The organism is Sporomusa sp. (genome assembly GCF_035561155.1).
Lineage (GTDB): Bacteria > Bacillota > Negativicutes > Sporomusales > Sporomusaceae > Sporomusa.
Window position 1 is genome coordinate 1 of sequence record NZ_DATMYD010000136.1, and the last position, 17,270, is coordinate 17,270.

At 45.3% G+C, this 17,270-nt stretch carries 15 protein-coding genes and 1 tRNA gene; 4 read left to right on the forward strand and 12 right to left on the reverse strand.

The genetic code is table 11. The features are described from left to right. Positions 1-144 precede the first annotated feature (144 nt). The 8 genes from flgK (VN447_RS18010) to VN447_RS18045 all read right to left on the reverse strand — a co-directional run bounded on the left by flgK (VN447_RS18010) (position 145) and on the right by VN447_RS18045 (position 10,224). A complete protein-coding gene (flgK, locus tag VN447_RS18010) occupies positions 145-1,587 on the reverse strand; it encodes a flagellar hook-associated protein FlgK (RefSeq protein WP_325526848.1) in 1,443 nt (480 codons plus the stop codon). A 156-nt stretch (positions 1,588-1,743) separates the two neighbouring features. Beyond that, positions 1,744-3,219 (reverse strand): flagellar hook-associated protein FlgK, encoded by a 1,476-nt coding sequence (flgK, locus tag VN447_RS18015; RefSeq protein ID WP_325526850.1) that lies wholly within the window; start codon positions 3,217-3,219, stop codon positions 1,744-1,746. A gap of 2 nt (positions 3,220-3,221) precedes the next feature. Further along, on the reverse strand, positions 3,222-4,889 hold the full coding sequence (locus VN447_RS18020; RefSeq protein ID WP_325526852.1) for a flagellar hook-basal body complex protein: 1,668 nt from the start codon (positions 4,887-4,889) through the stop codon (positions 3,222-3,224). A gap of 108 nt (positions 4,890-4,997) precedes the next feature. Beyond that, positions 4,998-5,417 (reverse strand): flagellar hook capping FlgD N-terminal domain-containing protein, encoded by a 420-nt coding sequence (locus VN447_RS18025; RefSeq protein WP_325526854.1) that lies wholly within the window; start codon positions 5,415-5,417, stop codon positions 4,998-5,000. 493 nt (positions 5,418-5,910) lie between these two features. Next, a complete protein-coding gene (locus VN447_RS18030) occupies positions 5,911-7,128 on the reverse strand; it encodes an ABC transporter permease (RefSeq protein WP_325526856.1) in 1,218 nt (405 codons plus the stop codon). Next, a complete protein-coding gene (locus VN447_RS18035; RefSeq protein WP_325526858.1) occupies positions 7,089-7,817 on the reverse strand; it encodes an ABC transporter ATP-binding protein in 729 nt (242 codons plus the stop codon). The genes VN447_RS18030 and VN447_RS18035 overlap by 40 nt, the downstream gene beginning before the upstream one ends. Before the next feature lie 16 nt (positions 7,818-7,833). Further along, the gene (locus tag VN447_RS18040) at positions 7,834-8,913 is read right to left on the reverse strand and encodes an efflux RND transporter periplasmic adaptor subunit (protein ID WP_325526860.1); all 1,080 of its coding nucleotides are present in this window, start codon (positions 8,911-8,913) and stop codon (positions 7,834-7,836) included. Positions 8,914-8,922: 9 nt separating this feature from the next. After that, positions 8,923-10,224: a TolC family protein gene (locus tag VN447_RS18045; protein WP_414714928.1), complete on the reverse strand. Its 1,302-nt coding sequence runs from the start codon at positions 10,222-10,224 to the stop codon at positions 8,923-8,925. 205 nt (positions 10,225-10,429) lie between these two features. Between VN447_RS18045 and VN447_RS18050 the strand changes: the two genes are divergently transcribed. The 3 genes from VN447_RS18050 (at position 10,430) to VN447_RS18060 (ending at position 13,125) form a co-directional block, all read left to right on the forward strand. Further along, entirely contained in the window at positions 10,430-11,095 is a 666-nt protein-coding gene (locus VN447_RS18050) for a response regulator transcription factor (protein WP_325526864.1), read from the forward strand. Beyond that, on the forward strand, positions 11,092-12,615 hold the full coding sequence (locus tag VN447_RS18055) for a sensor histidine kinase (RefSeq protein ID WP_325526866.1): 1,524 nt from the start codon (positions 11,092-11,094) through the stop codon (positions 12,613-12,615). Before VN447_RS18050 ends, VN447_RS18055 begins: the two co-directional genes overlap by 4 nt. Before the next feature lie 87 nt (positions 12,616-12,702). Further along, the gene (locus VN447_RS18060; protein WP_325526868.1) at positions 12,703-13,125 is read left to right on the forward strand and encodes a hypothetical protein; all 423 of its coding nucleotides are present in this window, start codon (positions 12,703-12,705) and stop codon (positions 13,123-13,125) included. Positions 13,126-13,181: 56 nt separating this feature from the next. On the opposite strand, the gene VN447_RS18065 is transcribed toward VN447_RS18060, so the two are convergent. From VN447_RS18065 to VN447_RS18080, 4 genes are all read right to left on the reverse strand, one after another. Beyond that, positions 13,182-13,547 (reverse strand): hypothetical protein, encoded by a 366-nt coding sequence (locus VN447_RS18065; protein ID WP_325526870.1) that lies wholly within the window; start codon positions 13,545-13,547, stop codon positions 13,182-13,184. 130 nt (positions 13,548-13,677) lie between these two features. Continuing rightward, positions 13,678-13,752, reverse strand: a tRNA-Arg gene (locus VN447_RS18070). Positions 13,753-13,856: 104 nt separating this feature from the next. Then, entirely contained in the window at positions 13,857-14,246 is a 390-nt protein-coding gene (locus tag VN447_RS18075; RefSeq protein WP_325526872.1) for a zinc ribbon domain-containing protein, read from the reverse strand. Between the two features lie 103 nt (positions 14,247-14,349). Next, positions 14,350-15,684: an MFS transporter gene (locus VN447_RS18080; protein WP_325526874.1), complete on the reverse strand. Its 1,335-nt coding sequence runs from the start codon at positions 15,682-15,684 to the stop codon at positions 14,350-14,352. A 220-nt stretch (positions 15,685-15,904) separates the two neighbouring features. Here VN447_RS18080 and VN447_RS18085 point away from each other — a divergent pair, with 220 nt between their 5' ends. After that, positions 15,905-17,098: an MFS transporter gene (locus tag VN447_RS18085; protein WP_325526876.1), complete on the forward strand. Its 1,194-nt coding sequence runs from the start codon at positions 15,905-15,907 to the stop codon at positions 17,096-17,098. Positions 17,099-17,270: the final 172 nt, after the last annotated feature.

Genomic DNA, 17,270 nt, shown 5'->3' on the forward strand with positions numbered 1-17,270 from the left:
ATCCGATGACTAACCCGCTCTAAGACTCCCGTCCTCTATAGGCGGGAGTTATACCCAAAGGGCACAGGCGAGCGGCTAAGTCCCTGGATAAGGTCGACTAAACTTCAGATGGGGTTAAAACCCCACCTGAAGCTAAGTCTCTCTTTATACCATATTGATGGTAGTCTCATAGACCTCTTGCCAAACACTAATCATCTGCGCCGAAGCATTGTAGGCTGCCTCGTATTTAGTCAGGTTTGCCGTCTCCTCGTTGGTAGAAACGCCAGATACAGAGGCACGGCGACTATCAATGTTAGTGACAAAGGTGCTTTGCTTGCTTGTCATTGTCGCAGCATGTTCGCTGGCTGTTCCCAGCGTCGAGATAATGGAATTAATGAAATCCTCCGCCGTACCGCTGCCAAACATTTCCGATTCTTCGCAAAGCTCAATCAAGGCGGCCATGTTTTTATTATTGTCCGAGCCATCGTCAGCAGCAGAAGCTGCTGCAATCTTGTCCGTATCCTCCAGCACATCTGCTGATAGTGTCATGTTTGCCGCCGTGATCGTTGTTGATGAGCTGTCACCTGAGGTAAAAAAATCGATACCTGTTGAGCCGTCCAGACCGTAACCGCTTGCATGCACTTCATTAAATGCCTCCGCGAACGTGCTCGCAAATTCATCTAACTGATTTAGGTAATAAGGAATACCCTTATATTCAGAATCGGTACCGCTGCCGTCGCGCAGATCCAAACTAGCTTTCAGTTGACCGCCTGTTGCTTCAAAGGAAGCACCTGTATCCTGCCAGCGTATGCTGTACAGGCCTTCATCGTTTTCAGAATACGCCAGTTGCTGGGCCACACCATCATTGACTACGGTAGAGCCACTAATCGAGACCGATAGTTTTATATCGTCTGAACCGTCAGCCAGCTGACCAACTACAGTTTTGGTCACCGCAACATCAACGATGCTAGATAGTTCATCAATCAACAGAGTCCGCTGATCTTCCAATTCGTTAGTGGAAGAACCTGACGCCGTCGCCACTCGGATTTTCGTGTTTAGTGTGGCAATCTGTGAAGCATAGGAATTAATTTGATCCACTGAGGTTTTTACTTCATTGTTGGCATCTTCTCTAAGCTGAGTCAGTTGGGCAGATACCGTATTTAGGTATTCACTGACAGCAACTCCCGCTTCTTTCATAGCAGCACGGGTAGCAGAACTGCTCGGATCTGAGGATAGATCTTCCATTGCAGAATAAAAATCGTCCAAAACCGCGGTTAACGAATTATCGTCAGTATCACCAATCACATCTTCAATTTGGCTCAGCATATCAGACTTGGTTGTGAGCTCGCCAAGCTGACCACTTTCCCGCCAGTACTTCTGGTCAAGACGAAAGTTTCGAACACTTGTGACTGAAGTAATCTCAGAACCTGAGCCGATATAGCTGCCATTATATACTGCGGCAGGTCCAACCGCTTTCTGATTAACTACCTGCCGGGAATAACCAGTTGTATTGGCATTACTGATATTATTGCTTGTGACCTCCAGCGCCGCCGCGCTTGTAAATAATCCACGGGAAGAAATACTCAGTCCGGCAAATGTTGAAGCCATTCGCTCCCCCCCCTTTTGTCGCTTTATCCGATGACTAAGTCGCTCTAGGACTCCCGCTTCTACAAGCGGGAGTTAAGAGCGTCTAAGTCCCTGGATAAGTTCGACTAAACTTCAGATGGGGTTAAAACCCCACCTGAAGCTAAGTCTCACTTTATCCTACCCCAGTTCCTCGATCAAACCGCCAATCAGGCCGTCAATCGTACTCAATACCCGCGCCGCCGCACTATAGGCATTCTGATACATAATCATGTTCGACATCTCTTCATCAAGCGACGTTGAAGATATCGACAGCCGTTGATTATCGGCCTGAGTAACCAGAGTAGCTTGTACATCATAGAAACTCGTTGCATCACTCCCTGCTGTTGCCAGCCAGGAAATAACAGACTGATAAAAACTGGTGACATCCTGTGACAAACCATTGTACCCAAAAAGATCTTCATCAAGTAAACTGCTTATGGCGTTTGCCACCGTATTGTCTCCTGCATCCTCTCCGGATGCGGCAGCCAGCTTATTGACATCTTCCGCCAATTCAGGATTAACCTGAATGTTGCTGATACTAAGCGGTTGACTTGAATCGACAACAACAAAGAAATCAAGACCGGTGCTGTCGTCCAGTCCGGTACCCGCACTGTGCAGTGAATTGACTTTGAGGGCTATTGTCGTAATCAGGTCATTCAAGCCCTGCCGCAAAGTGCTGATTGAACTGACAGAATCAGCCGTAAAGTTATAATTATCGCTGTCACTGATGGTTTCAAAGCCTGTTTGGTCAGCATCCTCAAGACAGGCTTTTAATGAACCGCTTGTGACTTTTACCGTGCCTTGAGTACTAGTCCACTGTACCTGAAGCGGATTTGATACCGAGCCGTCACCGCTGATGTTCACCTGGCTGGTTTTATCGCCGTTGACCAGCGCTACTCCGCCGATGAAAACAGAAACCGATCCATTACTCTGCTCTTGGGCGCTAAAATTTATGTAAGCTGACAACTCATCAAGCAGAGCGTCCCGCTCATCCCGCAGGTCGCTGGCTTCAGCGCCACCCGCTTCGGCCTGGATAATCTGCGTATTAAGCTCAGCCACCTGACCGGCAACATCATTAATCTCACCAACGATGTCTCCAGCCGCAGTAGAGGCATCTGCCTGCAGGGATTGCAACTGCTCGTCAATCTGACTCAGGGTGTCAAGCAGCGAAGTCGCATATTCTACTACTAATTGGCGAGTACTGAGACTGCTGGGATCTGATGCTAGATTTTCCCAACTGTCAAAAAAATTCTGGATAGTCTGCTGCAGGCCATCATCAGCTGATCCATCGTCTGCGGAAAACTCATCAACTATTTCCTGAAGATAATCAAATGTGCCGCTCTTGGTTGCCCAATACTCGGACGCGGCGTTCTGCTGGCGATAGGTTGTGTCAAGCAGCTGGTTGCGTGCCCGTTTGACCTCAGCCACCGCCGCCCCCGTCCCTGTCGAGGTGGTACTTACTTGGGAGGTGACTGTCTCTTCGCTGGCAATGACTTGCCGGGAGTAACCTGTAGTATTTACATTAGATAGGTTTTGACTCGTAACCGTCAAAGCTGCTTGATTCACTCGCATGCCGGAAACCGCGATACTATAGCCGCCAAATGTCGAGCTCATGGCTAACCTACCATATTAATAGCAGCCTTCAAGATTTCGTCTGCTGCACTGATTATTTTGCTATTCGCCTGATAAGCCCGCTGGGTGATCATCATTTCACTAAACTGTTCCGATAAATCGACATTAGACATTTCCAGCGTGCCTGAGCTCAATGCTCCTGTTCCGCTGGTTCCTGCCGCCACACCGCCAGTGAAAGCCCCTGAGTTGTTGCTGGCAACATATAAACTACTGCCAATTTTCTCAAGCCCTGAAGCATTGGCGAAATTGGCCAGGGCAATCATACCCAGCGGCTGTGTCTGTCCATTACTATAAACACCGTAAATAATACCATCTGAACCAATAGTGAAGTCCTCAAGTTCCCCTGAAGCGTAACCATCGGTAGTATTACTCAGACTATCACTGCTGCTGGTGGTATAAGAGGACAATTGCGACAAATCCAGAGTTACGGTAGAGGCTGCCGCACCATTTGTCGGAGTCAATCCAAGCGAAAATGAGGTATCATATGTGGTATCGTCCACAATCTTTCCGTTTTCGTCAAACGCGATGGTACCGCTGTTACTGCTTAAGCTTAGACCAGAGTCTGATGACGCAGCTTCCCAGTACCAGGTAGTCACTGACTCGCCGACAGAAGTAGTAACTGCAGATTTATACAAATTTACGGCAACATCATAACTATTGCCAAGTGAATCATACACAGTCAACGTCGTAGTTGCGTCCGGTTCAAGACCCTCAACAGAAACTGTAGTTTCTGTACCTGTTGTAGCTGCAAAGAGGCTGGTCAATGTGGTATTTGCGCCTGCCAGGCTAATATCACTACTACTAGTAGTTCCGTTTAACTGAATATAGCCGTTGGTGGCATCGCCTGCATTCCAGGCAGCAGTTACACCAGTAGTTCCGCTTACAGCATTAATTTTATCGATAACGCCTTGGATCGTGTCGCCGGATGCGATAGTAATTGCCTTCTTATTAATCGTGATTGTTCCTGCGAAGGAAGTAGCATCAGCAGTCGCCGCTGTTAATGCAGTCGCATTGGTAGTCGCATTTGCTGTGCTTCCCATCGTTGCCTTGGTTATCGTTCCTTGGGCGTCAGCAGAGGCGTCGACGCTGCCGCTGATAGTAGCCTCAGTAGTAGCCGCAGGAGCACTAACTTTCTTATTGCCGTTATAGCTGTCAGAGAATAGGTTAAGCCCCTCTACGCTTGTTTCGGTGTTAAATGTGTAGTTGCCATCAGTATCTGTTGTATAATCCATCCAACCGCTGACTTTATAGCCGTTTACTGTCAAATTGCCGCTGGAGTCTACCCCGAAATTACCGGCCCGGGTAAACTGGTATTCACCACTGCCGCCGCCCTGGACGATAAAAAAACCACTGCCGCTGATGGATACGTCGCTGGAGTTGCCTGTTGACTGAGTGCTGCCTGTGGTCATATTGGTCGTTGTAGCCGCAACACTTACACCTGTACCAATCTGTTTGGCGTTGGTACCGCCCGTACCAGTCGTGGCATTTGCCGCAGTGGAGCCACTAATTGTCTGGCTTAGCAGATCGGCAAAGCTCACTGTTTGCGATTTATAGCCTGTTGTACTAACGTTCGAGATATTGTTGCCGATCACGTCCAGTTTTTTCTGTTGTGCCTTGAGACCGGAAACTCCCGAATAAATTGAAGTCATCATAATGGTTTGCCTCCCAAAGTTCTATTTCATCAGTCGTTCAGAAATAGACGTCAGCCTCCCCGAGTGGAGTCCAGCTGACTATTTCTCGGTACTTACAGAAGGTAAGCCCTAACTGCTTACCGACACAACCGAGCTAAGTTCGATTTTCGTGCTGCCAATATTTAGATAGGGAGTACTGCTTGAAATAGTTACCGAATCCACCGTTCCTGTCGCACTAGTCGTCGCCCCGGAAGAATCAGTTGTCGAGTAGGTGACAGACTTGCCGATCAGGTCGTAGGCTTGGTAGGCATCCATACTATTACCGATTGTATTAAGCTTATCCAGCGAAGCAAATTGAGCCATCTGGGCCACATATTCGGTACTGCTTACAGGATCCTGCGGGTCCTGATATTTGAGTTCTGTTGCCAACAGCTCTACAAATGATTCAAAATCAAGTGAACTGGTCCCGGTAGTGCTGGTAGAGTCTGAAGATGTGGTGGTAGGTGTTTTCCAATAGCTTGTTGTACTTGAGACAGAGCTAGTACTCATGTTTTTTTCCTCCCTAATCGCTGTGTATTTTCTTTTAGGTAATTTGAAAACTATTTTTCAACAATATTCTCGCAAAAAAATGTTTAGTTTTTATTTAGTGAACAAAAAAAATCAATTAAAAAAAAAATGTCCCAGCAGTCTTTAAACTGCTGGGATTAAATATTTTTCAAATAAAATTCTATAAACACTACGATATAATTTAACTAGTTTCGATTCTCCGTCCTTAAAATAGGAAAAATATAGCATACTATTCTTTACTGAAAAATTCAGAATATACTTTTACAATATATAATTCAGGAGGTTAATCGATGATGGACATTGCTCATTGGGGAACACATGCGATTTATCTACTGTTTGCCCTGGGATACCTTTTTTTCTTGCACCGTGTCAATAGATTGTTAGACCTAAGCTAATGTACTGCCATAGCCCTGGCCCCCAATCACTGTGTAGTAGGATGATTGGGGGCCAGGGCTTTATCGATATTTATCTTTTCTTATTCATATCTGAGTGCTTCAATTGGATCAAGCAATGCAGCTTTACGCGCAGGATAGATGCCAAAGAACAGGCCGATTATCACCGAAACGCCAAATGACGCCAGGATGGCAGCCCCTGATACAACGGTATTCCAGCCTGCCACCAGCGATATTACACGTGCACTGGCCACTCCCAGTGTGATGCCAATTAGACCGCCGGTAACACCGATTGCTATCGCTTCTATTATAAATTGCATAAGGATGTTTTTATATGTAGCACCTAATGCTTTTCTAATACCGATTTCCCGTGTTCGCTCAGTTACCGAAACCAGCATGATGTTCATAATCCCGATGCCGCCGACCACCAGAGAAATAGCGGCAACAGCGCCTAAAAACAGGGTAATGGTGCCGGTAGTTTCCTGCATGGTAGTCATAAGTGCTGTTAAATTGCGTACAGAGAAATCATTTTCAACATTTGACGACAGATGGTGGCGTGTCCTTAACAAAGTAGTGATATCCGCCTGAACCTTATCCATTACTTTATCGTTTTCTACCTGAATGCTGATACTGTTGAGATACGCTTGGCCAATAAGCCGGTCTTGGGCAGTTGATAAGGGTATGAGAACTATATCGTCCTGATCCTGCCCCATCGAAGACTGTCCTTTACTTTCCAGCACTCCGATTACGCGAAAAGGAGCTTTGCCAATACGGATGGTCTGGCCTAACGGACTAGCCCCGCCAAATAAACTAGTGGCCACAGTCTGTCCAAGTACCGCCACGCGGGCACGCGCATTCTCGTCACTGTTACTAAAAAAAGCGCCGGAAGCTACCGCAAAATTCCGGATCTGCAGAAATTCCTGTGTAGTTCCCTGGACACTGCTTTTCCAATTTTGATTACCATAGATAATCTGAAACTGTTGGCTGACAGAGGGTGCTACATAATTAATACCGGAAATTTCCCGGGCAATAGCCTGGGCATCTTGTTTGGTCAGAGTAATATTAGATCCTGCAGCTAAACGTACACCACCGGAAGGAGAATTAGCTCCCGGCATAACAATGAGCAGATTGCTGCCCAGACCGGCGATAGAAGTTTGCACTTTCTGCTGTACGCCTAAACCAACCGAGACCATCGCGATAACAGCTCCAACCCCGATAATGATTCCCAGCATTGTTAGCGCGGAGCGGAGTTTATTGGTCTTCAGTCCTTCAAGAGCGATGAGGACACTTTCCCAGAACATATCTCCACCCCCTGTTTTACTTCATCTTTAAGGATTTTCCCGTCACGTACCTGAATGATCCGCCGGGCGTAGGCGGCAACATCAGGCTCATGGGTCACCATAATAACTGTCCGGCCTTGCTGATTCAGCCTGCAAAAAATCTCCATAATCTCGTTACTGGATTTTGTATCAAGATTTCCCGTAGGTTCATCAGCAATAATGATCGGGGGATCGTTTATCAGCGCCCGGGCGATTGCAACCCGCTGCCGCTGTCCACCCGAAAGTTCGTTAGGGCGATGGTATTTGCGCTCTCCAAGACCAACTATATCCAGATTTTGTGCGGCCCTTGCCAGTCGCATTTGCTTATTCACTCCGGCATAGATAAGTGGCAGTGCAACATTCTGCAAGGCGGAGATTCGTGACAGCAGATTGAAATTTTGAAATACAAAACCGATTTGTTTATTACGAGCCTCCGCCAGTTTATCATCAGTCATTGTTGCCACCTCAGCTGCCGCTAACCGGTAAGATCCATTAGTTGGCCGGTCAAGACAGCCAATAATGTTCATCAGGGTAGATTTACCTGATCCTGACGGACCAATGATAGCAGCAAATTCGCCGTCTTTGATTGTTAATGTTACCCCTGCCAGCGCATACACAGAGGTATCGCCCATATGATATATTTTTGTTATATCTGTTAAAACAATACTCATGGTACTCTCCTTCCGGCTAGATTGGGGGCGGCGGCCCTTGATTGTTGTTACTGGTACTACTCTTCGCCTTGGATGCAGGTAATACAACACTGTCACCCTCACTCAGGCCGCTTATAATCTCCATTTTTTCATCATCATTCAAGCCTGTTTTGACTGATGTTTTTTGTGTTTTACCGTTAACCATAACTTGCACATATTTTTGTCCTTTTTCTTCCTTGATTGCCGTTAATGGCACAACCAGCGAATTCTTGCTTTCGCCAACATTGATAGTTACCCTTGCGGTCATAGTGGGATACAGTAAACCTTGCGGCGAATCAACATCAACATAGACCGGATAATATACCACATTGGACGAGGTAGTCGCATCCCGGGATATTTTTGTTACCTTGCCGGTAAAGGTCTTATCTGTATAAGTATCTACGGTGAATGATACCGTTTGCCCGTCTTTTACTTTGCCAATATCAGTTTCGTCCACCAGCACTTTAATCTGCATTTTGGACATATCAGCAATGGTCATAATTACCTGAGGACTGGAGATCCCTTGCGCAACTGTCTGACCGGCAGGTGTGGGTTTGCCAATGACCATCCCGTCAATAGGTGCTTTAATAACGTAGTAAGCTAGTTGTGTTGCATAGTTGTCATATGTCGACTGAGCTACGAGGAAATTTGTCCGGTCAGCATCCAGTTGTTGAACCGACTCGCCGCCGATAGCGGCTAGTTGCTTGCTGCGCTCATAGATGGCAGCATAATTCGTCAACTGAGCACTATATTGGGACACTTGTGCTCTAACGCTGGAGTCATCTAATATAAACAAAACCTGTCCGGCTTTGACAAAATCATTTTCTTTCACGTTTACCTCGGTAATTAGACCTGTTACCCGTGAACTAATTTCAACCGAATTTACAGCTGAAATTGTACCTGTGGCAGAAACTGTTGATTGAATATCGCCACGTCCCACGGCAACTGTAGCCTCACTGACAACAGGTTTGCTGCTTCTTTCGAAGTATACTGCCCCCCCGGTTGCTGCTATCGCTACTATAAACACCAGTAGTATCCACCTTTTATATTGCTTAGCTTTTTCCCAAATCACTTGCATAACTTAACCTCATTTCTTATGTATTGCGGTACCCATTGCTTTATTAAGCTGCGCCTTGCTGGTGTTGTAATCATACAAAGCCTTGATGCTGTTAATTTTGGCTTGGTTTATCGCCACAACGGCATCAAAAACAGCAAGATTTGTTCCTACACCGGCTCGATAACGGGCCTCGGCGATCTTAAGGCTCTCTTCAGCCTGTTCTACCGCTACTTTTTTGGTATCAATCCTTTTTTCTGCTTCACGCATACTTAAATAGGTTTCGCGCACCTCGAGCAATATGGTTTCTCTTTGCTGTCTGGCTTCTTCCCTAACGGTAGCGACACTGTATTGTGACTGCTTGACTTTAGCTTTGTTCACACCTGAATCAAAGATGTTCATTGAAGCGGTAAGGCCGACCTGCCAATTACTATTGTTCAGTCCCGGAAAATCTCTATCATACCAGTCTTGACCTAACGTCAGGTCAACAGTCGGCAGTTTGGCGCTATTGGCAATTTTCACGTCTGCTTCAGCGCTGGCGATCTTGGCCTGATACTCAGCTATTTCCGGCCTATTCACTAAAGCATATTGCACACAATCGTCAAGGTTAAGCGAGTATTTTTCATATTGGAGATCTTCCTTCAGTTTTAATTCACTGTCAAGCGGCAAACCGACGGCATTATTGAGCTTAGCTACAGATAACTGAACATTGTTTTGAGCTTGGATTAGGGTATCCTGAGCGTTCGCCAACTCAACCTGACTTGCCAACACATCTGACTTAGCCACTGTACCTATTTCATATTGAGACCGGACATTATTCAAATGGGCTGTATAGTTATCTACCGTTTCCTGGCTTACTCGTAACTCCTTTTGATATTGCAGTACGTTAAAATAATAAGTAGTAACATTCTGCTTTAGTTGTTGCTTTGCTGCGATTATGTTTAAATCGGCAACTTCGAGATTAAGCTTCGCCTGATCAATTTGACTTTCTAATTTACCGCCAGAGTAAAGTGGATAGCTGAGCGACAACTGGGTGTCAAATTTATTTTCGCTGTAACGGCCGGCGATCGTCACCGGTGAACTGTAATGCTTATCAGTATGGGTGATGCTGACATCTAAGCCGTGGCTTCCCTTAGCTTGATTCACTGCCCAATATGCTTTTTCTCTGCTAGACTCTGCTACTTTTATATCGGCATGACTCTTTAATGCCAAATCAATGCTATCCTCTAGCGTCAATTCAATCGGTGCAGCCACGGCTGCCTGGCAAAACACAAATGAAAAGAGAATGGGTATTAAGCGTTTGAATATTTGTTTTCCGTATACTTTCACAGTCATTCCTCCCGGTGATTTCCTGTATCTTTATAATTATGGCGAAGAATTGTTACAGTTTTGTTACAAACCATGTAAATATCACTATATTTTTCCAAACGTTCTCTTTCCAACTCTGTTTAATGCTTTGCCGCCACAAATCCATTGACTTCCAGACCGTTACTCCGGTATTCTAAAATTGTATATCGTGAAATAGCAAGGAGACCCATTCATGAACAAAACCGTACTGATTGTTGATGACGAACAACGTATGCGTAAACTAGTTGCTGATTTTCTTATGCGAGAAAGCTACGACATACTTGAGGCTGATAACGGGCACGCTGCCCTGGACATATTGTCTGGTAAAAAGGTGGATCTTGTTATTCTTGATGTCATGATGCCCGAACCGGACGGCTGGACAGTATGCCGGAAAATTAGAAAAAGCAGCAATGTTCCCGTTATCATGCTCACAGCCAAAGGCGAAGAGGTTGATCAGTTATTCGCTTTTGAGCTTGGCGCCGACGAATATGTTACCAAACCGTTTAGCCCAAAGGTCTTGACTGCACGGGTTAACGCCTTATTTCGGCGAATAGAAACAGATAAAACAGCCTCCCATAGCGGCCTGATGATTGACTCTGCCGCTCGCCAGGTATTCATTGACAGCCAATTGATTGATCTGAGTCCAAAAGAATATGAACTCCTCATTTACTTGACAGACAATACGGGACATGCACTTAGTCGCCAGCAGATCCTTGACCAGGTCTGGACTTATGACTATTTCGGTGACTTGCGTACTGTAGACACGCATATCAATAGACTTCGCAGCAAACTAGGGGATAAAAGCAGTCTTATCCATACCATCAGGGGATATGGCTACAGATTTGAGGCAGACAAATGACACTATCCATTAGGACAAAACTCTTTATCATTCTAAGCGGTCTTATCCTATTTTTTGTATTGATCTCGTTAGGCTTGATCCGTCTTGGTTTGGAGAAATACTATGTCTGGCAAAAGAAAGATATCCTTATAGCAAACAGCAATCTTGTTGATGACCTATACCGTGGCAGGCCGGAAGAAATAACCCTGGAGCTGGAACGGATAGCAAGCACCCTAGGTGCAGGCGTTATCATCTTTACCCAGGAAGGCTATATCAAATACAGTTCTTTTAGCCGTATCATTAACCAAAAACTTCATGATACCCCACTTGCGCCAGCATTACCTCCCCCGTATGATAAAGTATCCAAGGACAATCCCTTCCATGTTCCACCCGCTCCCCCTTATGCACTCATAAGCAAAGAGGCTGTTGACAGTAGGACTATCATCGAAATGCAGCATGACCAGAACCTTCGGATTGAATTCATGGCTCTGGAACGGCATCTAAGAAATAATGACATCTTAATCATTAGGCAGCCGCTAGCCCCGGTGTCGGAGAGCGCCGTTGTAGCAGCTCAATTTATGGCATTTACGGGCATACTGGTACTGTTATTAGGGTGTACATGGGCTTTCCTGTTTGCAAAAAAGTTTACCCTCCCCATAGTGGAACTGAACCGGATAGCGCAAAGCATGGCCCGTCTTGATTTCTCGCTAAAGTGTACGGTTAATCGCAGTGACGAACTCGGTGAACTCGGCAAAAGCATCAATCATTTATCAGAACAACTAGATAGTGCGATTATCGAGCTTAGCAAAAAAAATCAGCAGTTAATGGCTGATATGGAGAAAGAAAGAGCCTTAGATGCCATGCGAAAAAATTTTGTATCAAGTGTTTCGCATGAGCTGAAAACACCGTTATCACTTATCTTGGGCTATGCCGAAGGCTTAAAGGAAAATGTAGCTCACGATGAAGAAAGTAAAAACTATTATTGTTCGATAATCATCGACGAAGCGGAAAAAATGGATAAATTGGTCAAAGATTTGCTCAACCTATCCCAGATTGAATCAGGCCTATTTCAGCTCAACAGAACTGACTTTGATCTTTTAACATTACTGAATGACATTATAAAAAAATACCAAACCATTCTTGAGGAAAAAGCGATTAACCTTGAGATAGATGGCACAAGCAGCCATTACGTCAATGGGGATATATTACGTATTGAACAGGTTTTACTCAACATCTTTACTAACGCCATGTATCATTCCGACTTCGCCAAAATCATCAAAATTGGAGTAAAAGATACGGGAAATAAAATCAAAGTCTCTATCTTTAACTCAGGCCGCCCAATACCTGGAGAAAGCTTAGAAAAACTATGGACAAGCTTTTATAAAGTAGATAAAGCCCGCACGCGGGAACATGGCCGGTACGGGTTAGGCTTATCGATTGTTCGGGCAATCCAGGAACAACACGGTAACAGTTATGGCGTTGATAATTTACAAGACGGTGTTATATTCTGGTTTGAGCTCGACAAAGCCGGAAAAATATAACATATATATAAAATCCTGTGACAAAACTGTAACAAATCCCACCCATAATAATGACTAAACACAGTAGTTACAGGAGGGAAATTGATAATGAAAACTAAGCTATCGAAAAGAATTGTTAGCGTTGTGGTCACAGGTTGTCTTTTTCTATCGCTCGGAACAGTAGCTCTTGCGAATAATGGCCCTGGAGATCAGCCTCCAAGGCATGGTGTTACTGCAGAACCAGGGATGCCACCCGATCCAGCCAATAGCGAACAACATATCGGCAACATGCTTAGTAAGCTGATTAAAGAAGGAACTATTTCAAAAGAGCAAGCCGACAAGATAAAGGACTTCTTTAAACAAAAGGCAGAACAGCATGTAAACCATGCCCCTGACTTTATCGGTGAGTTAAGAAGCAAAGCCGAATTATCCGAAGAACAGGCCAAAGCGGTAGCCGATGCCCTACGGCCGCCACACAGGCCTAATAAGCCGGTGTGTGAATGCTCCGGTCAAGAACAACCTCCTATGTAATAAGTCTTTTAGGTAGTTAGTAAAAAATAGCCATACAATCTACAGAGACTGTATGGCTATTTTATATGATTTTTTTCACCTTGCCGGTTTTCATACAGCTCTATTTCGAGAAAGAACCTTTCAATAATGATTCTGCTAATCATTTCCTGTACCTGTACGGCAATATCATCAACGCCCTTCTCTATCGAGCATAACATAGCCTCTGCTTCCTCTTTTGAGAAGTTAGGGGGAACTGGTAAATTAAAGGTGGGTTCAAACAACTTGTTACCATATTGGCCAACATAAAGCATCATTCTCTCAACGACACACTCGGTCAGATCATTATTATTTGATAGTTTGCTTAGCCACTTTCGAATAAGAAGTTCTACCTGAGTTAGGTCTTGTCCCTGCTTTTTGGGAAACGGAATAATCGTTGCTGCCAAAATCTGCCCCTCCTCGGTGAAATATTTATATAAAGCTCGTAGTCATTATACTTAATAATTGTTAGAATGGAATTTAGTATTTAGTAAACATAAAAAAAGCACTTACAGAAAATCTGTAAGTGCTTTTTTATGGTGCGCCCGGCAGGAATCGAACCTGCGCTCCCGGTTCCGGAGACCGGTGCTCTATCCCCTGAGCTACGGGCGCGTTATGTTGTCTTAGCCACGAATAAGATTATAACACACCAATTGCATCATGTCCAATAAAATCAGCATATTTTTTTCTTGTAGCTGTTAACAGTGATAACAAGATTACTTAACGTCAGTAGGGGTCTGGCAATAAGGGCATAGCCGCCATTCGCGGTTGAGCTCTTTACCACATGAATTACAGGTAGGTTTTAAGGCAAACCCGCAATAAGGACATGCTTTAAAATCTTCTTTAACATTGCTCGCGCACATAGGGCATTTAATAGTCTCTTCCACCGGCACGGCTTCAATATCAATAACATCATCATTACGACGCGGTTTCATAGGCCGTTTCCGTCCAAACAATAAGTATAATGGCAGAAACACGATAAGCGCAGCCAGCGTTCCGATTGACCACAACAGTGCCGTTCCCAACTCATGGCCCCGCTCCCTGGCATCATTATATACCCAGTATGCGGCAAGCGCAGCAATCAACAATCCAAAAGTCGTCATCATAAGGCAATCGCCTCCTTAGCAGCATAATTATGTGTAATTATACCATGCCTTGTCCAAGCTGGCAAAAAAAACTAGGACAGCGTCAGCCGTCCTAGTTTAATCTCTAGCTACTTATCTCATCCAGCGCTTTACCCTTGGTCTCTTCGCCAAACAGCCAGACAGCAATTGCAACCACCAGCATAACGCCGGTAAACATTGTAAATACCTGAGCAAATCCCTGAGGTCCGGTAATCATATACCCAACGACCGTAGGTGCCAGTATCCCGCCGAATCGGCCGACTGCTGCCGCCCAACCTGAACCAAAGGCCCGAATCCGTGTTGGATAGAGTTCAGGCGTATAGGTGTAAACAACGCCCCAGGCGCCAAGATTAAAGAACGACATAAGGCTACCCCAGAGGAGCACGATCTCAGCACTGCCACCTTGGCCGAAAAAGTAAGCACTTACAGCACTCATAGCTAAATACATAGCCAGGGTTGCTCTCCGGCCGATGCGGTCAATCAGATATGCAGCACTGAAATAGCCTGGCAGTTGCGCTAATGTCATAATTAATACATACTCAAACGTTTTAATGACCGTATGACCCTGTTTGACCATCAGTGACGGTAACCAGGTAAAGATACCATAATATGAATAAACAATGCCAAACCAGATTATCCAAAGTATTATCGTCCGTTTAGCGAATTGGGCTGTCCACAGCTCTTTAAAGGCCAGTTTCTGCCCGGCTGGATTTTGCACTTCAGAGTTCATAGTTGCCGACAATTGAGCGGTTTGCTGAATACCAGCCGACTGTTCAATTTTAGCGACAATTTCCACAGCTTCAGCTTGGCGGCCTTTATCGATAAGATAGCGTATTGATTCAGGTACTCCCATTCTAATAAAAAATACATAGAGCGCAGGCAGCGCACCAATAAAAAACGCCATTTGCCAGCCAAAGCGGGGAATAATGAGGTAAGAAATAAGCGCAGCAGCCAGCCAGCCAAGTGCCCAAAAGCTTTCCAGCAACACAATAAAGCGACCACGACTGGCTGGTGGTGAATATTCAGCCATGAGCGTTGCCGCTACCGGCAATTCGCCACCCAATCCAAATCCGACTAAGAATCTAAAGACAAGTAATGATTCATAATTCCATGCCAATCCACACAGCCCGGTCGCTATACTGTAAATCATCAGCGTGACAGCGAACACTGCTTTCCGGCCGAATTTATCGGCCGCCGAACCGGCCAATACAGCACCGATTGCCATCCCCAAGAGGCCAATACTGCCGATAAACCCCATCTGGGTGGCAGACAATCCCCACTGCTGAGCTAAAATCGGCAATACAAAAGCAATAATCCCAGTATCCATAGCATCAAACAGCCAACCCACCCCAGTCAAAACCAACAGTTTATAATGAAAGCGGCTAACTGGAATCTGTTCCAAGCGACTAATAATCCCCAAAATCTTCACCCCCATGTCTTTACACTTGTCTTGTCATTACAATGTATTATACCTTGTCCTGTATTAAAATGGCAACTACTTTTTAAATCAGGCAAAAATCAACCTCAATTGCTTTATATGCGGGGACAGGGCTGAAAACAAGCCCTCATCCAGCTTGATAATCTTGCCTTATCAGCCTATTATTAGTAAATAACCATTTTTAATACAAAGGAGAAATCATATGCAGCAAGATCAACGTAAGGAGCGACTTATAACAAAACCACTGGCGCTTTTAACTTTGGGGCATTTAATTACCGATTTCGGCCAAGGCGCGCTACCTGTGCTGCTGCCGTTTTTAAAAACAGCCTTCAACCTAACTTATACCCAAGTCGGAGTCATTGTCCTTGTACAAAATCTGACCTCTTCAGTAATTCAGCCGGTGTTTGGCTATCTTACCGATCGTGTCTCACTACCATGGCTAATCCCAGCCAGTGTGCTGCTCGCAGGGATCGGGTTAGGCATGATCGGTCTAATGACTTCTTACTATGCACTGTTGGGAGTTGTAGTTATTGGGGGCTTGGGAATTGCCTGTTTTCATCCTCAGGCATCCAAATCTGCCCACCTTGTCAGCAGCGCTGCGACAAAAGGGCGCAGCATGGGTCTATTTTCAGTAGGCGGCAATCTAGGGCTGGCGCTCGGCTCAATTGCCATGTCATTTGCCCTCAACTTGCCAGGAGAGTTAACAAACACCCTATACTTCATCATACCTGGTTTAGTCATGTCGCTCCTGCTGTATCGCAACCTTCAGGATATTTCGCCTCAAGAACCTGCCGTACAATCAGCTGCTGCTTCACACGCAGGCTCTACGAAAGGCCAGTCGCTTAACTACGGTCTGCTCGCCATACTCTTAGCGTTTATATTCGTAAGATCTAGTATCCATACCGGATTAACTACCTATATACCGATGTACTACATCAACTATTTATCAGGCAGCCCGGTATATGCCAGTTATCTCTTAGCGATTTTTCTGCTCGCCGGGGTAGTCGGTACTTATACCGGCGCGTCTTTAAGCGACCGCTTTGGCCGCAAAACGGTTATTATGGGCTCTATCCTCGCCACACTGCCTTTGATTAGTTTATTTCAATACACTAGCGGCTTTGCAACATTGCTCATACTTGCGTTAACCGGGTTGGCCCTCATTTCATCATTCGCCACAACAGTCGTGTTGGCGCAGGAAATGATGCCAGGCTATGTCGGCATGGCTTCGGGCCTGACTATTGGCTTTAGTATCGGCCTTGGTGGCGTCGGCGCTACGATCCTGGGCTATGTTGCCGACCATTTCGGCATTCCCAGCGTATTTACTGTATTATCAGTGTTGCCACTTGCAGGATTGGCTCTCGCGGCATTTTTACCAGGTAAGCTATTTAAACGTTAAAAGAATGCCATAAAAAAGGCTGTCGGCACATAAGGAGGCCACTGAAGAACTTGTGGTTTTGACGGAGCAAAGCTTAAAAAGTACGAAACAGAAGACGACCCTTGTTCCCAATTTTGGGGTGAGGGTCGTCTTTTACCATTTAGGAAACCTTTATAACTTGTCTTCTACCTTA

Coding starts and splice junctions, on each gene's coding strand:
- flgK (WP_325526848.1), bottom strand. CDS start 1,587: ATGGCTTCAACATTTGCCGGACTGAGTATTTCTTCCCGTGGATTATTT.
- flgK (WP_325526850.1), bottom strand. CDS start 3,219: ATGAGCTCGACATTTGGCGGCTATAGTATCGCGGTTTCCGGCATGCGA.
- VN447_RS18020 (WP_325526852.1), bottom strand. CDS start 4,889: ATGATGACTTCAATTTATTCGGGAGTTTCCGGTCTCAAGGCACAACAG.
- VN447_RS18025 (WP_325526854.1), bottom strand. CDS start 5,417: ATGAGTACTAGCTCTGTCTCAAGTACAACAAGCTATTGGAAAACACCT.
- VN447_RS18030 (WP_325526856.1), bottom strand. CDS start 7,128: ATGTTCTGGGAAAGTGTCCTCATCGCTCTTGAAGGACTGAAGACCAAT.
- VN447_RS18035 (WP_325526858.1), bottom strand. CDS start 7,817: ATGAGTATTGTTTTAACAGATATAACAAAAATATATCATATGGGCGAT.
- VN447_RS18040 (WP_325526860.1), bottom strand. CDS start 8,913: ATGCAAGTGATTTGGGAAAAAGCTAAGCAATATAAAAGGTGGATACTA.
- VN447_RS18045 (WP_414714928.1), bottom strand. CDS start 10,224: ATGACTGTGAAAGTATACGGAAAACAAATATTCAAACGCTTAATACCC.
- VN447_RS18050 (WP_325526864.1), top strand. CDS start 10,430: ATGAACAAAACCGTACTGATTGTTGATGACGAACAACGTATGCGTAAA.
- VN447_RS18055 (WP_325526866.1), top strand. CDS start 11,092: ATGACACTATCCATTAGGACAAAACTCTTTATCATTCTAAGCGGTCTT.
- VN447_RS18060 (WP_325526868.1), top strand. CDS start 12,703: ATGAAAACTAAGCTATCGAAAAGAATTGTTAGCGTTGTGGTCACAGGT.
- VN447_RS18075 (WP_325526872.1), bottom strand. CDS start 14,246: ATGATGACGACTTTTGGATTGTTGATTGCTGCGCTTGCCGCATACTGG.
- VN447_RS18085 (WP_325526876.1), top strand. CDS start 15,905: ATGCAGCAAGATCAACGTAAGGAGCGACTTATAACAAAACCACTGGCG.